Below are 17,048 nucleotides of genomic sequence, written 5' to 3' on the forward strand. Positions count from 1 at the left end.
GTACTATGGAGTTGGACACCCTCTTACAAGAAATACAAAAGGATAACCGTAAAGCCTTTGACGAACTCGTTTTGCAATACAACGAATCGCTGAACGCTTTCGCATTCAACATTCTCAAAGACAAAGAAGCAGCGGAAGATATCGTGCAGGATGTATTCGTTAATCTATGGCTAAACCGGAAAAAGATCACCTTCGGGGAATCCACGAAAAGCCTGCTCTACGTGTCCACTCGAAACTTGGTATACAATTATATCCGTTCCGCGAAAAGAGAAAACGAACGCTATAAACATCTCACGGAAGAAAACGAATCGTCCACGTTAAACTATATCATACAGGAAGAAGCCTTGCGCCTCTTGAATGAATCCATCGAACAACTGCCACCCCGCATGGCAGAAGTGATCCGGCTCAGTCTGGAAGGACTGAAACAAGAGGAAATTGCCGAACAAATGGAAGTCACCGTCGCCAACGTGAAAAGATTGAAAGCACTCGGTATCGAGAAGCTAAAAAAATCACTCGGGGCATTATCCTGCTTCGTGTTCACCACGACCGGACTGATCTGACCTCTCCCGGCTCTGGGCGTAATACTTGCAATACTTGTTCAACACGCACTCCCCGCACAACGGGTTTCTCTTCCGGCACACGAGGGCGGCATAATCCAGTATCGCCCAGTTCAACTCCTTGCAGCGCCGCACCTCGATTATGTCATTCGCCAACTCCTGCACTTCTTTATCAAAACGCACGTCGATAAAATCACCCGGTTCAAAATAACGCTTCAATAAACGGGACATATTCACGTCCAGCAACGGTTTACGATTTCTCAATATAAACAACTCGAAAGCGTTCGTCACGTATAAACCCACGAAACCGGAATCCCTCAACTCGTTCGCGTCCCCCGGAAGTTGCCCTCCCCTGCGACGCAAATCTTCCGTCAGCTTATAAAGCCTCCGCGCTCGATGCCGGTATAATCCCAACGGCCTCATCACCTCTTCCAATTCCTCCAGCGTTGCGCCGCAAAGAGCTTCCCAATCCGGATATTTCGAGAAAAAAGTATCATAATATCTCGCCACGGTCTCCGCCTTCGTCCTTTGCAACAGAATCTCGGATACGATCTGCTGATACTTCGTCGCACGAGCTTCCCTCCACGGGAACACCCGCTGATTCTCATCAAACCACCGTAACAGACGGTGTTGTAAATATTGAACCATTACTTCTCGCATATCGTTTCATTAACTCTTAATCAATCATGCAAATCTAAGAAATCGTTTCAAGATGTCATCACTCATCCCCTTATTATTAACAGGAATCAGTAATTAGGGTATATATACCCGTAATATATATAACAACCGACACCCTATTTTTCCATATCTTTGTAAAAAACAAAAACGACATGAACAAGAAAGTACTTATTTTATCCGGAAGCCCACGGAAAGGCGGAAACTCCGACTTATTATGCGACCAATTCATGCAAGGCGCACAAGAGGCCGGACACCAAGTAGAAAAGATATTTCTAAAAGACCGGACGATTCATTATTGCACGGGCTGCGGCATCTGTAACGCGGGAAAGCCTTGCCCGCAAAAGGATGACATGTCCGAAATTCTGGAAAAGATGATCGCCGCGGATGTCATCGTAATGGCCACTCCCGTCTATTTCTACACGATGGATGCCCAGATGAAAACCCTGATAGACCGGACATGTTCCCGTTACACCGAAATCAGTAACAAGGAATTCTACTTTATCGTGACAGCTGCCGACACGAGCATCCCCGCCATGGAACGCACCGTCGAAGGCTTCCGGGGCTTTACCGATTGCCTGGAAGAGGCAAAAGAAAAAGGAGTAATCTATGGCGTGGGAGCTTGGCAAATCGGCGAAATCAAACAAACGAAAGCCATGGAACAAGCCTTGACGATGGGCAAGCGATGCTGATATTCCTACCAACAATCAAGGGATATACAGGAGAAGAAATACCTTTTCGCGCAATATAAAATACATTTCCATTAGGGTTTCGTGGGAAATACTTCTATGATACTCCCACGAAACCCCTATCAACCTCCTATCAGCATAAAATATTCATGCCTGTTATTTGGAAATTCGCTACCTGCTACTGTATCTTCGCACTAGAATATATCCTATCGACATGCCAAATACCCGTAAGTTATCCTACTATTATCCTGCTTTCTTCCGTATTACTCCCTTTTTGCTCGAATAAAATAATACGCAAAAAAAAATTGGAAACACGTTACAAATTGTGTAAATTTATAGCCGTGAAGTGTGAGAGAACGGGTAAAGGATGTTTTCGACTACGTAAAATGATTCTCAATAAAGAATTTTTTCCGTTTTTGTGTTGAAAATATTTCATTTATTCCCGAAAACGATATAAATTTGACAAATCAATGCGAATGTGTTAAATATTTAACTGAAACAATATAAAAATGCTTCCTTATGAGTAAATTTATTTCTATCGAAGAGGCTGTATCAAAAGTAAAGGATGGTATGACCATTATGGTTGGCGGATTCCTTGCAAACGGAACCCCTAACAAGCTCGTTGACGCCTTGGCAAAGTCCGGCATGAAGAACCTTACGTTAATCTGCAACGACACGGCATTCCCGGACAGAGGGGTAGGTCAGTTGATCGCTAACAAGCAAGTAAAAAAACTTTTCGTGTCACATATCGGGACAAACCCTTGCACGAGCGAGCAAATGAATAGCGGCGAACTGGAAATCGAATTTTGCCCGCAAGGTTCTTTGGCTGAACGCGTGCGTGCAGGCGGTTGCGGATTGGGTGGTATCCTGACTCAAACCGGAATGGGAACCATCGTTGCCGAGGGAAAACAAGTGATCAACGTGGACGGCAAAGATTATTTGCTCGAGAAACCGTTGAGAGCGGACATCGCCCTCGTGGGCGCAAGCCTCGGGGATAAAGCCGGAAATCTGGTCTACCGGGGAACGTCGCAAAACTTCAATCCGCTGATGGCTGCCGCCGCCGATTTGGTGATTGCCGAGGTGAATGAACTCGTGGAAGTAGGAGAAATCGCTGCCGAAAACGTGAAAACGCCGTCTATCATGGTAGACTATATAATCAAGTGATTTACGATTTTGGATTTATGATTTACGATTAAAGAAAAACAAGTCGTAAATCATAAATTAACCGGATCGTAAATTAATAGAATCATAAATCGTGGAATCTTAAATCATAAATTATAAAACGATGGAAAAAACAATGATACGTTTAAGAATGAGCGCTAAAGATGCTCATTATGGTGGAAATTTAGTAGACGGTGCACACATGGTTCACTTGTTCGGTGACGTTGCCACGGAATTGTTAATCATGCATGACGGGGACGAAGGCCTGTTTGTTGCTTACGACAACATCGAATTCCTTGCGCCGGTTTACGCCGGGGATTACATCGAGGCTACCGGAGAAATCGTGAAAGTAGGAAACACTTCTCGCAAGATGGTTTTCGAGGCAAAGAAAGTGGTTGTAGCCCGTCCGGACATCTCGGCTTCCGCCGCCGACGTGCTGGAAGAACCGATCGTGGTGTGCCGTGCCAGTGGGACTTGCGTTGTCAAAAAAGAAGACCAGAGAAAAAATTAAATGACTATTTATGGAGAAATTAATTATCACAGCAGCCATTTGCGGGGCTGAAGTAACCAAAGAACAAAATCCCGCCGTTCCATACACGGTAGAAGAGATCGTGAGAGAAGCCAAATCAGCAGTGGACGCGGGAGCAGCCATTGTTCACATTCACGTTCGTGAAGACGACGGTACTCCTACCCAAAGCAAAGCACGCTTCAAAGAGTGCATCGACGCTATCTACAAGGTATGCCCCGATGTGATCCTTATCCCCTCCACGGGAGGCGCCGTAGGTATGACCGCTGAAGAACGTCTTCAACCGACTGAACTTTTCCCCGAAATGGCTACCCTCGATTGCGGTACTTGCAATTTCGGTGACGATGTTTTCGAGAACACCATGCCCATGATGCGGGATTTTGGCAAGAGAATGATAGAAAACAATATCAAACCGGAATACGAATGTTTTGAAATGGGACATCTCGACACGATACTAACCATGGCCAGAAAAGGTCAGGTTCCCGGGGCTCCCATGCAATTCAATTTCGTTCTCGGCGTTCCCGGATGTACCCCTGCCACTGTACCGAATCTCTGCTGGTTAGTAAACGCTATTCCGGCAGGCTCTACTTGGACGGCAACCGGAATCGGACGTCACGCTTTCCCTCTTGCTGCCGCGGCTATTGCCATGGGCGGTAACGTGAGAGTAGGTTTTGAAGATAACCTGTATCTCGAAAGAGGAGTCCTCGCTAAATCCAATGGCGAATTGGTAGAAAAAGTGGTTCGCATAGCCAAAGAATTAGGCCGCGGAATCGCTACTCCAGCCGAAGCAAGAGAAATTTTAGGATTAAAACCTTTAAAGTAATTCATTTTCAAACTTATAAATTTTAAATACTATGCAAAAGAAAGGAAACAAATACGGAACTCACCGTGTGATTGAACCGAAAGGTGTGTTACCCCAACCCGCTAACAAGATTGACAACAACATGGACGAGATCTATGACAACGAGATCTTGATTGATGTACAAACCTTGAATATCGACTCAGCCAGCTTCACCCAGATCGAGCAACAAGCAGGCGGCGACAAAGCCAAGATTGCCGAAATCATGTTGGACATCGTGGCAAAACAAGGTAAACACCGCAACCCGGTAACCGGATCAGGCGGTATGTTGTTGGGTACGGTTGAAAAAATAGGTGATGCATTGAAAGGTAAAATCGACTTGAAGGAAGGCGACAAAATCGCAACCTTGGTTTCTCTTTCTTTAACTCCGCTACGCATCGACAAGATTAAAGATATCCGTCCGGACATTGACCAAGTTGACATCGACGGGAAAGCAATCCTTTTCGAGAGCGGTATCTACGCCAAGATTCCGGCAGACCTTCCCGAGAATTTGGCATTGTCAGCATTGGACGTTGCCGGAGCTCCCGCCCAAACTGCCAAATTGGTTAAACCGGGTGATACCGTTTTAATCATCGGCGCGGGTGGTAAATCAGGTATGTTGTGCTGTTACGAGGCTAAAAAACGTGCAGGAGTTACCGGTAAAGTAATCGGATTGTGCCACAGCCAGAAGAGTACCGAACGTTTACAGAAACTCGGTTTCTGCGACTATGTATTCTCCGCAGACGCGACTCAACCCGTTCCCGTGATGGAAAAAATCGAGGAATTGACGAATGGCGAGATGTGCGACGTAACCATCAACAACGTGAACATCACCGACACGGAAATGACCTCTATTCTTTGCACGAAAAACACGGGTGTCGTTTACTTCTTCTCTATGGCGACCAGCTTCACGAAAGCAGCTCTCGGTGCTGAAGGAGTGGGAAGCGACGTAACCATGATCGTGGGTAACGGCTACACGAAAGGTCATGCCGAGATCACTCTTCAAGAACTGAGAGAATCAGAAGCTTTAAGAAAGATCTTTACGGAACTTTACGCTTAATTAATTTACGATTTATGATTTACGATTTATGATTGCTTTCACGGTAATTATCAATCGTAAATCATAATCTGAAATCTAAAATCATAAATCTAAAATTATTCGATGGACAAGGGTTGTAGATACGGTACACACAGGGTAATTATCCCGGAAGGAACACTTCCTCAACCGGCACAAAAGCTGGATAACACGATGAGCATTTATGACAACGAGTTGTTGATAGACGTGCAAACACTGAATATAGACTCTGCCAGTTACACGCAGATCAAAGGTGCTTGCGGAAAGGATGCGTCAAAAATGAAAGAAATGATTCTTTCCATCGTGGAAGAACGGGGCAAGATGCAAAACCCGGTGACCGGTTCGGGGGGAATGTTAATCGGTACGGTAAACGAAATAGGTCCGGCATTCCCGGATAAATCATTAAGAGTGGGCGACAAAATCGCCACGTTGGTTTCTCTTTCCCTTACCCCATTGAAAATTAATAAAATCAAGAATCTTGACCCGGCATCGGATCAGGTCGACGTGGAAGCGCAAGCCATTCTTTTCGAAAGCGGCTTGTACGCCGTACTGCCTGACGATATACCGGAAAAACTGGCATTAGCCGTGTTGGACGTGGCAGGAGCCCCGGCTCAAGTGGCTCGTCTGGTAAAAGAAGGTGATACGGTATGTATCATCGGGGGAGGCGGCAAGTCGGGAGTACTTTGCTGCTATCAGGCAATGAAAAACGTGGGACCTTACGGAAAGGTCATCGTGGTGGAATACTCGGAAGAGAACGCCCGAAGAATAAAAGAAATGAATCTCGCCACTCACGTGATTGTAGCCGATGCGACAAAAGTGATGGACGTGTATAAGAAAGTGACCGCCATAGCGGGCGAAAGAGGTTGCGAGGTGACAATCAACAACGTGAACGTGCCCTCGACAGAAATGACCTCTATTCTAGTCACCAAAGGACAAGGATGTGTTTACTTCTTCTCTATGGCGACCAGCTTCACGAAAGCGGCGTTGGGAGCCGAGGGAGTAGGAAAAGATATAAATTTAATCGTAGGAAACGGATACGCGAAAGGACATGCGGAACTAACCCTGAATATTATCCGGGAGTCCGCAGAAATTCGCGAGTTATTTGAAAAACTGTATGTAAAATAAATAAAGTGCCAGTCTTGTGCGGCTGGAATCTAAAATCTAAAATCTAAAATCTAAAATAAATAAAGTGATGTCAGAAAGCAGACGAAAAGAGTTTTTCCCGGAAGTTACCGACGAACAATGGAACGATTGGAAATGGCAAGTGAAAAACAGAATTGAAACACTCGATCAATTAAAGAAATACATCGAGTTAACCAAAGAAGAAGAGGATGGTATACGCGAGTCTTTAAAGACGCTGAGAATGGCGATTACCCCTTACTATTTGAGCTTGATTGACAAGAACAATCCGCATTGCCCGATACGGAAACAATCCGTACCCTCGGCTCTCGAATTGCACAAATCAGCAGCCGATCTGGAAGATCCGTTACACGAGGATAGCGATTCTCCTGTCCCGGGATTGACACACCGTTATCCGGACCGGGTATTATTCCTGATTACCGACCAATGCTCCATGTATTGCCGTCACTGCACCCGCAGACGCTTCGCGGGACAACATGACTGTGCATCCCCGACCGAGCGCATCGACAGATGTATCGATTACATCGCGAAAACCCCGCAAGTACGCGACGTATTGCTTTCCGGAGGTGACGCCCTGTTGGTTAGCGACGACCGTTTGGAATACATCATCAGCAAATTGAGAGCTATCCCGCACGTGGAGATTATCCGTATCGGAAGCCGTACCCCGGTTGTATTACCGCAACGTATTACCCCGGAACTGGTAAACATGCTGAAGAAATATCACCCGATCTGGTTGAACACTCATTTCAATCACCCGAACGAGGTTACGGAAGAGTCAAAGGCAGCATGCGCCCGCTTGGCTGACGCCGGAATCCCTCTAGGCAACCAGACAGTGTTACTGAGAGGTATCAATGACTGCACTTACGTGATGAAGAAATTGATGCACGAATTGGTGAAAATGCGTGTTCGCCCGTACTATATCTACCAATGTGACCTTTCCATGGGTATCGAACACTTCCGTACTCCCGTATCCAAAGGTATCGAGATCATCGAGAACTTGCGGGGACATACTTCCGGATATGCCGTTCCCACGTTCGTGGTTGACGCTCCCGGAGGAGGAGGTAAAACCCCGGTAATGCCGACGTATATCCTTTCTCAATCACCCAAACGCATCGTGTTGAGAAACTACGAGGGTGTTATTACCACTTACACGGAACCGGAAAGATACGAAGAAGAGTGCCACTGCCCGGAATGCGAAAAAGCTCGCAAAGAAGGGGTAGCCGCCCTGTTAAATGGTGATGCCCTCTCTATCGAGCCGAAACATTTGGCACGTAACGAGAGAAATCACCACGAATAAACTAATTTTAGATTTTAAATTTTAGATTTTAAATTCTTCACGGAATAATAAATTTAAAATTTAAAATTTAAAATCTAAAATCTAAAATTGAAACCGTGTTTATCGAGGAAATATTAAAATACAACAGTATTGCAATCGTGGGACTGGCAAAAAACGCCGGTAAGACAGAATGCTTGAACTACATTCTTCGGCGAGTGAAGAATACGGGGAAGCGTTTTGCCCTCACCTCCATAGGCATTGACGGGGAAAGCAGAGATCAGGTCTGCCAAACGCCCAAACCGGAAATAGAGGTATTCGAGGATATGATATTCATCACGTCCGAGATGCACTACCGAGACAAAAGGCTGGTGGCAGAAATCATGGATGTCAGCACACAACAAACCTCTTTGGGACGCTTGGTTACCGCCAGAGCCGTTTCGTCGGGAAAAGTGTTGCTATCCGGACCCGCTGACACGGGTTCGCTGCGTACCTTGATTCATGATATGAAGCGTTGGGATGTCGACACGACAATCGTGGACGGGGCTCTCTCCCGCCTCAGTCTAAGCTCTCCGGCAGTGACTGAAGCGATGGTACTTGCCACGGGAGCAGCTTTATCCTGTAATATTCCTCAACTGGTAAGAAAAACAAAATACGTTTACGACCTCATCTGCCTGAATGAAGCAGCACCCGACATCGTGCGGAAGCTGATGGCAATCGAGCAAGGTGTGTGGTCGATAGATGACGAAGGGAACATCTACGATTTAGACATCCCCTCCGTGTTTATGCTTGAAAATAAAAAAGACGATATTTTCAAGCACGGGAACACGTTATACGTGGCAGGCGCCATAAGTGACAAATTATTGCAATTCCTGCGGCAGCAAAAACAAATCCGGGAAATCACTCTAATCATGCGGGATTTCACGAAAATGTTCGCTTCCATGGAAACCTATTACGCCTTCGTGAAAAAAGGCGGTACCATACAGGTTTTGCAAAAAAGTAAACTACTGGCAGTCTGTATAAATCCCCAATCACCGGATGGATATTGTCTGGATTCGGACGAACTACGGGTCGCCATGCAAACGAGCTTGGGCATCCCGGTATACGATGTGAAAAGGATTGAAAATAATTCTCAATCTAAAATCTAAAATCATTAAATCTAAAATTGAATTAAGGTGTTTTTACGCGGCGCAATAGAAGAAGTAAACGGGTTCAGATACATGATCGACAAACTGGAAATTCAATCCGGTCTGGCAAAACGTGTATTGAACACACTACCGTACTTACACACGAGGGAAGAGATTATCGCCGAATTGGATAAAACGGAAGCGACAATCAACATCTCGCGTGATTCCTTGTTGACGGACACCATTACCAAGATCAATGTAAAGCTCATGCAAGTGAAAGATATCCGGGGTACAGCAAACCGGATAACAGAAGCACAAGCATTGGACGACATTGAACTGTTTGAATTAAAGGCATTCTCTTTACTCGTTATGGATATCCGGCAACTGCTCATTGCCGCCCGTATCGACGTGGTATCACTTCCGGACTTGGAACCGGTAGTCAACACGCTGGACCCGGAAAGAATGCGTATACCTCATTTTTACGTTTATGATGCTTATTCCGAAGAACTGGCAGCCTTGCGGGTAAAAATAAAAACGCTAAAAATGAACGAGCGAACCGACAGCAAGGTGCTGGAGCAGTTACAATTCGAGCATACCGTGCTGGAAGACCGCATCCGGGAAAAATTGTCCGCACGAATACACCCGTATAAACTTGAAATCAACGAAGCGCTCGCCAATATTGCCACGCTTGACATCTTGCTCGCCAAAGCAAAGCAGGCCATCGAGATGCAATTGTGTAAACCGGAGATTTCGGAAACAGTCACCCGTTACAAAAACATCTTCAACCCGCAGGTAAAAGAAGTCCTGAAGACGGAAGGTAAGAAATTTCAAGCTATCGACATTGACATCGCCCCCGGGGCATGCTTGATTACCGGGGCAAACATGGCAGGTAAAAGTGTCATCCTCAAAACCGTGGCTCTGGCACAAACCTTATTCCAATTCGGTTTCTACGTTCCGGCAGAACACGCTGAAATCGCTTTGGTAGACGAAGTTCTTTTGTGCATCGGTGACGAGCAATCGGAACTTAGCGGCCTCTCTTCATTTGCCTCGGAGATGCTAAGGCTCAATACCATCATTCAAGATGTAAAAGCAGGGAAAAACGCTCTTATCTTGATTGATGAACTGGCAAGAACAACCAATCCCACGGAAGGAAAGGCCATCGTCAACGCGGTGCTCGACTTTCTCACGGGTAAAGGTGTCCGTTCCCTCATTACCTCACATTACAGCGGCATCAAAGCCGGATGCAAAAAGATGCGGGTAAAAGGATTTATTAAAGACAAAACAGACGGTCGGTTGACCATCAATAACATAAACGAGTTTATCGATTATTCGCTAATCGAGGAGACTCAAGACTCCGTGCCGCATGAAGCGATGAGAATTGCCCGTATTCTGGGTGTAGACGAGGAATTGTTGGACAAAGCGGAGAACTATTTGGAACAGAATTTATAACAGAACAAAAATATGCAGAACAGTAAATTAGGGTTAGATTTCAACAAAGTGGCACACGCAAAAGAAGTGTCACGAAAGATAGCCGACGACGTACAGAAATTCGTGGATCAGTACTCGACCGTTGCCGTTGAGCGTACTTTATGCCGTTTACTCGGCATCGATGGCGTGGACGCCAACACGGTACCGCTCCCCAACGTGTTGGTAGACGAGATCAAAGACAAAGGAGTATTGGGACAAGGTATTCTCTTTTTCCTCGGGAACACCATCGTGGAAACCGGAATGAACCCGCAACAAATAGCAGAGAAAGTCGCGGAGGGACAGCTGGATATGACCACGTTACCCGTTCACTCGATGGAGAAAATCAAAGCGGCCTTGAAACCATACGTGGATGCAAGTATCAAGCGTATCAGTGACCGGCGGGCGAAAAAAGAACATTACCTGAAAACGATAGGCGAAGGCCCGAAACCTTACCTGTACGTGATCGTCGCTACCGGAAATATCTACGAAGACGTGGTACAAGCTCAAGCAGCCGCACGGCAGGGTGCTGACGTTATCGCCGTAATCCGTACAACAGGGCAGAGTTTGTTGGATTACGTGCCTTATGGAGCAACAACAGAAGGATTCGGGGGAACTTTCGCGACACAGGAAAACTTCCGCATCATGCGTAAAGCACTGGACGAAGTGGGCGAAGAAGTCGGACGCTACATCCGCTTGTGCAACTACTGTTCCGGGTTATGTATGCCGGAAATTGCCGCCATGGGAGCCTTGGAAGGCTTGGACGTGATGTTGAATGATGCTCTTTACGGGATTCTTTTCCGCGACATCAACATGCAACGCACGCTGGTTGACCAGTTCATGTCACGTGTAATCAACGGGTTTGCCGGAGTGATCATCAACACGGGTGAGGACAACTATCTGACTACCGCCGATGCCGTGGAGCAAGCGCATACCGTGCTGGCTTCTGACCTTATCAACGAACAATTGGCTTTACTCGCGGGACTGAAAGAAGAACAAATGGGATTGGGACACGCTTTTGAGATGGACCCGTCACTGGAAAACGGATTCCTGCTGGAGCTTTCCCAAGCACAAATGACTCGTGAAATTTTCCCGAAAGCCACGTTAAAATATATGCCTCCAACCAAGTTCATGACGGGAAATATCTTCCGCGGACACATACAGGATGCACTCTTCAACATGATCGGAATATGGACTTCACAAGGTATCCAATTGTTGGGAATGCCGACAGAAGCAATCCACACACCTTTCATGTCCGACCGTTACCTCTCTATCGAGAATGCCAAATACATTTTCAGTAACATGAAAAACATCGGCGACGAGGTAGAATTTAAAAAGGACGGTATCATCCAGAGTCGTGCCAAAGAAGTATTGGACAACGCGATCGCTCTACTCGAAAACATCGAGCGTGAAGGACTTTTCACTGCGCTGGAAAAAGGTATCTTCGGTGACGTGAAACGCCCGAAGAATGGTGGTAAAGGACTTGACGGAGTTGCCGCCAAGGGTGCCAATTACTATAACCCGTTTATTGAGCTAATGCTTAATAACAATTGAAAATTGAGAATTGAAAATTGAAAATGAGATGTCCTATGACTATCATTTTTAATTTCAAGTTTTCAAAAGAGTGAATAAAATAAAATTTAACCAATTATGCAATTGATAACTTTCAATTTTGCATTTTCAATTTTCAATTAATTATGAGTGGAGGATTATATTCTACCGATAAAAATGATTTTGACCAGACACTGGATCTGAAAAAAATAAAACCCTACGGCGACACGATGAACGACGGAAAAACTCAATTGAGTTTCACGTTACCCGTACCTGCCGGGGATGAGGCTATCGAAGCCGCTAAACAATTATTGAAGAAAATGGGATTCGAGAACCCGCAAGTCGTATTCCACAAGGAATTGACCGAAGGATTCACCTTCTTCAACTGCTACGGAAGTTGCACGCACACTGTGGACTTCACGAATATTCACGTGCCTAAAGTGGAAGGGACGAAATGGGATATGCACGAAACGGACGAATTTATCCGTGAAAACATCGGACGCCCGTTGATTGTCGTGGGTGCCAGTACCGGAACCGACGCCCATACCGTGGGAATCGACGCCGTCATGAACATGAAAGGTTTCGCCGGACACTACGGCTTGGAACGGTACGAGATGGTAGAGGCTCACAACTTGGGAAGTCAAGTACCCAACGAAGAGTTTATCGCCAAGGCTATCGAGTTGAAAGCGGACGCTCTTCTGGTTTCACAAACCGTTACGCAAAAAGACGTTCACATCCAAAACTTGATTGAACTCGTGGAAATGCTCGAAGCGGAAGGCTTGCGGGACAAGGTAATCTTGGCTTGCGGGGGACCCCGTATCTCCCACGAATTAGCGAAAGAACTGGGTTATGATGCCGGATTCGGTATGAATACCTATGCCGATGACGTGGCTTCATTTATCGCACAGGAATTTGTTAGAAGAAAAAATAAATAATTACATTTACGATTTGAGATTTACGATTTATGATTACCATTAATCTAAAATCCGAAATCTGAAATCAAAAATTAAAACGGTTATGGATAAAGATCAAGTAAGAGAAGTTATCGCCAAACGGGTAGCTCTCGAATTAAAAGACGGCGACGTGGTAAACTTGGGTATCGGATTACCGACAATGGTTCCTAATTACTTGCAAAGTGACGTACACGTGGTGCTGCAATCCGAAAACGGATTGTTAGGCATGGGACCGAAACCGGAAGCAGGAAAAGAAAATCCGGAATTGACGGATGCCGGTGGTGGATACATCACGGCTGTAGACGGAGCTTGTAGCTTTGACAGCGCCACTTCTTTCGGCATCATCCGGGGCGGACACGTGGATGTAACTATCCTTGGTGCTTTACAGGTAGACGAGAAAGGAAACTTGGCAAACTGGATTATCCCCGGCAAAAAAGCACCGGGTATGGGTGGAGCCATGGACCTTCTGGTAGGCGCTAAAAAAGTAATCCTTGCCATGGAACACACGGCAAAAGGAAATCACAAAATACTAAAAGAATGTACCCTACCGTTGACCGCCGCGGGCGAAGTTGACATGATCATCACCGAGATGGGCGTGATGAACGTAACCCCGGCAGGAATCGAACTGGTAGAATTGAACAGTGAATTTACATTAGATGACATCAAAGCAGCAACAGGCTGTGAATTAATCGTTTCTAAAAACTTAAAACCCATGCCTCAATAATGAAGACATATATCGTAGCAGCAAAAAGAACAGCGATCGGCAAATTTTTAGGAAGTACTCTTTCATTATCAGCAGCAGACCTCGGTGCAGCGGTAATCAAAAATATAATCGCGGAAACCGGAGTAAACCCTGCAAATATCGATGAAGTAATCGTGGGTAACGTACTATCCGCCGGACAGGGTCAAGGTGTAGCCCGTCAGGCATCTATCAAAGGGGGAATCCCTCAGGAAGTACCGGCCTATGGTATCAACATGATATGCGGTAGCGGAATGAAAGCCGTGTTAAACGGTGTAAGCGCTATCAAAGCGGGATTGGCGAATCTGATCATCGCGGGAGGTACCGAATCCATGTCCAAAGCGGGATATATTCTCCCCGGGCATGTCCGTGACGGACATCGCATGGGAGATGTAACCGTTATCGACCACATGGTATTCGATGGCCTCACGGATGCTTTCGAAGGATACCACATGGGAATAACGGCAGAGAATATAGCGGAAAAATATTCTATCAGCCGCGAAGAACAGGATGAATTTGCCATGGAATCGCAGAAGCGTGCTATAGCTGCTATCGATAACGGTAACTTCAAAGCTGAAATTGTGCCTATCGAGTATAAAGTCAAAAAAGAGACTTTACAATTCGACACGGACGAATTTCCCAACAGAAAGACATCTCTGGAAAAATTATCGACTTTACGCCCCGCTTTCAAAAAAGAGGGCTCCGTCACAGCCGGTAACGCGTCCGGAATCAACGACGGTGCATCCTTCGTGATGATCGCTTCGGAAGAGGCTGTTAAACAAAACAACCTGACTCCTCTATGCGAGATCATCGGTGTCGGACAGGGTGGTGTGGCTCCTGCTATCATGGGCATGGGACCCGTGCCCGCAATCGCCAACGCGTTGAAGAATGCCGGAATAAAATTATCCGACATCGACGTGATTGAACTAAACGAGGCATTTGCGGCACAATCACTGGGAGTAATTCACGAGTTGATGGCACAACACGGCGTAACGAGAGAATGGATAAACGAACGTACAAACGTCAACGGTGGTGCCATTGCTCTGGGGCACCCCATCGGAGCATCCGGCAATCGTATCATCGTATCACTTGTATATGAAATGCTAAACAGTGAAGCTAAAGTAGGGCTTGCCTCTCTCTGTATAGGGGGTGGCATGGGGACGGCATTGATTCTAAAAAAATGCTGATTTAGAATTACAACTAGCTTCGTTCAACTAAAAAAACATTAATAATAATGGATTTCAGTCTATCAAAAAAAGAGCAACTCTTCTTACAAATGATAAGAGAGTTCGCGGAAAAAGAGGTAAAACCCTTGGCGGCAGAAGTGGACGAATCAGAAAGATTCCCCATAGAAACCGTTGAAAAAATGGCGAAATTGGGTATCATGGGTATTCCATTCCCGGTGGAATACGGCGGAGCCGGAGGCAGTAACATACTCTACACGATGGCAGTAGAGGAATTGTCCCGCGTATGCGCCACCACGGGAGTAATCGTGTCCGCACACACGTCATTGTGCTGCGCCCCGATTATGGAACACGGAACCAACGAGCAAAGAGCCAAATATCTTCCCAAACTAACTTCCGGGGAATGGATCGGAGCATTCGGGTTAACCGAACCGAACGCCGGTACGGACGCATCCGCACAACAGACCATTGCCGTGAAAGAGGGAGATCATTACGTGCTTAACGGCTCCAAGATATTCATTACCAACGCCGGTTACGCTCACGTGTACATCATCATGGCTATGACCGACAAATCCAAGGGTACCAGAGGAATCTCCGCGTTTATCGTGGAAAAAGATTTCCCGGGATTCTCCGTGGGTAAAAAAGAGAAAAAATTGGGTATCCGCGGTTCTGCAACCTGCGAATTGATCATGGAAAACTGCATCGTTCCGGCTGAAAACCTGTTAGGACAAGAAGGTAAAGGATTCGGTATCGCCATGAAAACACTTGATGGCGGACGTATCGGTATCGCTTCTCAGGCATTAGGTATCGCGCAAGGTGCTATGGACGAAACCGTGAAATACGTGAAAGAACGGAAACAATTCGGAAAAGCCATCGGTCAGTTCCAGAATACACAATTCCAACTGGCAGACCTGCAGACCAAAATTGAAGCATCCCGTTTACTGGTAAGACAAGCCGCTTACAAAAAAGACCAAAAAGAGGCTTATTCCACGGATGCTGCCATGTGTAAATTATTTGCAGCCGAAACAGCCATGGAAGTTACCACCAAAGCGGTACAATTCCACGGGGGATACGGGTACACCCGCGAATACCCGGTTGAAAGAATGATGAGAGATGCCAAGATCACCGAAATCTACGAGGGAACATCAGAAGTTCAAAGAATGGTGATCGCTGCAAATTTATTAAAGTAAAAGAAGATTGAAATGAAGATAGTTGTTTGTATTAAACAAGTTCCGGATACCACGGAAATCAAACTGGATCCCGTTACAGGAACCCTTATCAGAGACGGGGTACCCAGTATCATGAATCCTGACGATAAAGGAGGACTTGAATTTGCCCTTCAATTAAAAGACCAATACGATGCACACGTGACAGTTCTTACCATGGGACCGCCACAGGCAGAGGCTATCTTGAGAGAGGCTTACGCCATGGGGGTAGACCGTGCCATCTTGTTAAGCGACCGGAAATTCGGTGGAGCCGATACATTGGCAACTTCCAATACCATTGCCGCCGCTTTAAAAACTTTGGATTTTGATCTGGTGATCACCGGACGTCAGGCAATCGACGGGGATACCGCACAGGTAGGACCGCAAATCGCAGAGCACCTCGATTTACCGCAAGTAACCTACGTGGAAAGACTGACTTTCGACGGTAATAAAACCCTTACCGTGAAAAAGTCAACGGAAGAAGGTTACCAAATGGTGGAAGTTGACACCCCGTGCGTGTTAACCGCCTTGGCATCAGGCGTAAAACCCCGCTATATGTCCGTGAGAGGAATCGTGGAAGCTTACGACAAAGAAATAGAAGTCTGGGGCTTCGACAACATCACTGTTGACGAGAAAAAGATCGGTCTGAACGGCTCTCCCACCCGTGTATTCAAATCATTCACGAAAGGAGTGAAAGCAGCAGGACAAATCTATGAGGTAGAGCCTGCGGAAGCCGCAGATATCATTATCAACAAGTTGAAAGAGAAATTTATTATTTAAAAATTTCGGATTTATGATTTATGATTTATGATTTACGATTGAACAAAACGTTGAATTTATGCGATCGGAATCTAAAATCATAAATCAAGAAATTAATAGGATCTAAAATCT

At 46.0% G+C, this 17,048-nt stretch carries 17 protein-coding genes; 16 read left to right on the forward strand and 1 reads right to left on the reverse strand.

Going from position 1 to position 17,048, the window contains the following annotated elements; all coding sequences use genetic code 11:
* Positions 1-5 precede the first annotated feature (5 nt).
* Entirely contained in the window at positions 6-560 is a 555-nt protein-coding gene (locus tag H8S64_RS16490; protein ID WP_186977514.1) for an RNA polymerase sigma factor, read from the forward strand.
* On the opposite strand, the gene H8S64_RS16495 is transcribed toward H8S64_RS16490, so the two are convergent.
* Complete coding sequence (locus tag H8S64_RS16495) at positions 522-1,217, reverse strand: HhH-GPD family protein (RefSeq protein WP_186977516.1); 696 nt, start codon at positions 1,215-1,217, stop codon at positions 522-524. The genes H8S64_RS16490 and H8S64_RS16495 overlap by 39 nt on opposite strands.
* 170 nt (positions 1,218-1,387) lie before the next feature.
* Between H8S64_RS16495 and H8S64_RS16500 the strand changes: the two genes are divergently transcribed.
* The 15 genes from H8S64_RS16500 (at position 1,388) to H8S64_RS16570 (ending at position 16,937) form a co-directional block, all read left to right on the forward strand.
* Positions 1,388-1,924 carry a flavodoxin family protein gene (locus H8S64_RS16500; protein WP_099289830.1) on the forward strand — a complete coding sequence of 179 codons (537 nt, stop codon included), beginning with the start codon at positions 1,388-1,390 and terminating at the stop codon, positions 1,922-1,924.
* A gap of 516 nt (positions 1,925-2,440) precedes the next feature.
* The gene (locus H8S64_RS16505; protein WP_186977518.1) at positions 2,441-3,085 is read left to right on the forward strand and encodes a CoA transferase subunit A; all 645 of its coding nucleotides are present in this window, start codon (positions 2,441-2,443) and stop codon (positions 3,083-3,085) included.
* Positions 3,086-3,206: 121 nt separating this feature from the next.
* The gene (kal, locus tag H8S64_RS16510) at positions 3,207-3,593 is read left to right on the forward strand and encodes a 3-aminobutyryl-CoA ammonia lyase (RefSeq protein ID WP_099289828.1); all 387 of its coding nucleotides are present in this window, start codon (positions 3,207-3,209) and stop codon (positions 3,591-3,593) included.
* Positions 3,594-3,603: 10 nt separating this feature from the next.
* Positions 3,604-4,431 carry a 3-keto-5-aminohexanoate cleavage enzyme gene (gene kce, locus H8S64_RS16515; RefSeq protein WP_186977520.1) on the forward strand — a complete coding sequence of 276 codons (828 nt, stop codon included), beginning with the start codon at positions 3,604-3,606 and terminating at the stop codon, positions 4,429-4,431.
* 31 nt (positions 4,432-4,462) lie between these two features.
* Positions 4,463-5,506 carry an L-erythro-3,5-diaminohexanoate dehydrogenase gene (kdd, locus tag H8S64_RS16520; RefSeq protein WP_099289826.1) on the forward strand — a complete coding sequence of 348 codons (1,044 nt, stop codon included), beginning with the start codon at positions 4,463-4,465 and terminating at the stop codon, positions 5,504-5,506.
* A gap of 102 nt (positions 5,507-5,608) precedes the next feature.
* Positions 5,609-6,646, forward strand: a complete 1,038-nt coding sequence (gene kdd / locus H8S64_RS16525; protein ID WP_099289825.1) for an L-erythro-3,5-diaminohexanoate dehydrogenase — start codon at positions 5,609-5,611, stop codon at positions 6,644-6,646.
* A gap of 67 nt (positions 6,647-6,713) precedes the next feature.
* Positions 6,714-7,958, forward strand: coding sequence for a lysine 2,3-aminomutase (kamA, locus tag H8S64_RS16530; protein ID WP_099289824.1), 1,245 nt, complete (start codon positions 6,714-6,716; stop codon positions 7,956-7,958).
* A gap of 95 nt (positions 7,959-8,053) precedes the next feature.
* Positions 8,054-9,082, forward strand: coding sequence for a lysine 5,6-aminomutase reactivase subunit KamB (gene kamB, locus H8S64_RS16535; RefSeq protein WP_292270670.1), 1,029 nt, complete (start codon positions 8,054-8,056; stop codon positions 9,080-9,082).
* 27 nt (positions 9,083-9,109) lie between these two features.
* A complete protein-coding gene (gene kamC, locus H8S64_RS16540) occupies positions 9,110-10,510 on the forward strand; it encodes a lysine 5,6-aminomutase reactivase ATPase KamC (protein WP_227217281.1) in 1,401 nt (466 codons plus the stop codon).
* Between the two features lie 12 nt (positions 10,511-10,522).
* Positions 10,523-12,079, forward strand: coding sequence for a lysine 5,6-aminomutase subunit alpha (gene kamD / locus H8S64_RS16545; protein WP_099289823.1), 1,557 nt, complete (start codon positions 10,523-10,525; stop codon positions 12,077-12,079).
* Positions 12,080-12,222: 143 nt separating this feature from the next.
* Positions 12,223-13,011, forward strand: a complete 789-nt coding sequence (gene kamE, locus H8S64_RS16550) for a lysine 5,6-aminomutase subunit beta (protein WP_186977522.1) — start codon at positions 12,223-12,225, stop codon at positions 13,009-13,011.
* Between the two features lie 82 nt (positions 13,012-13,093).
* Positions 13,094-13,753, forward strand: a complete 660-nt coding sequence (locus tag H8S64_RS16555) for a 3-oxoacid CoA-transferase subunit B (protein ID WP_099289821.1) — start codon at positions 13,094-13,096, stop codon at positions 13,751-13,753.
* Positions 13,753-14,955: an acetyl-CoA C-acetyltransferase gene (locus H8S64_RS16560; RefSeq protein WP_222621203.1), complete on the forward strand. Its 1,203-nt coding sequence runs from the start codon at positions 13,753-13,755 to the stop codon at positions 14,953-14,955. Before H8S64_RS16555 ends, H8S64_RS16560 begins: the two co-directional genes overlap by 1 nt.
* Positions 14,956-15,002: 47 nt before the next feature.
* Positions 15,003-16,142 carry an acyl-CoA dehydrogenase gene (locus H8S64_RS16565; RefSeq protein ID WP_099289819.1) on the forward strand — a complete coding sequence of 380 codons (1,140 nt, stop codon included), beginning with the start codon at positions 15,003-15,005 and terminating at the stop codon, positions 16,140-16,142.
* 12 nt (positions 16,143-16,154) lie between these two features.
* Complete coding sequence (locus H8S64_RS16570; RefSeq protein ID WP_099289818.1) at positions 16,155-16,937, forward strand: electron transfer flavoprotein subunit beta/FixA family protein; 783 nt, start codon at positions 16,155-16,157, stop codon at positions 16,935-16,937.
* Positions 16,938-17,048 lie beyond the last annotated feature (111 nt).

It is taken from the genome of Butyricimonas hominis (assembly GCF_014287455.1).
GTDB lineage: Bacteria > Bacteroidota > Bacteroidia > Bacteroidales > Marinifilaceae > Butyricimonas > Butyricimonas muris.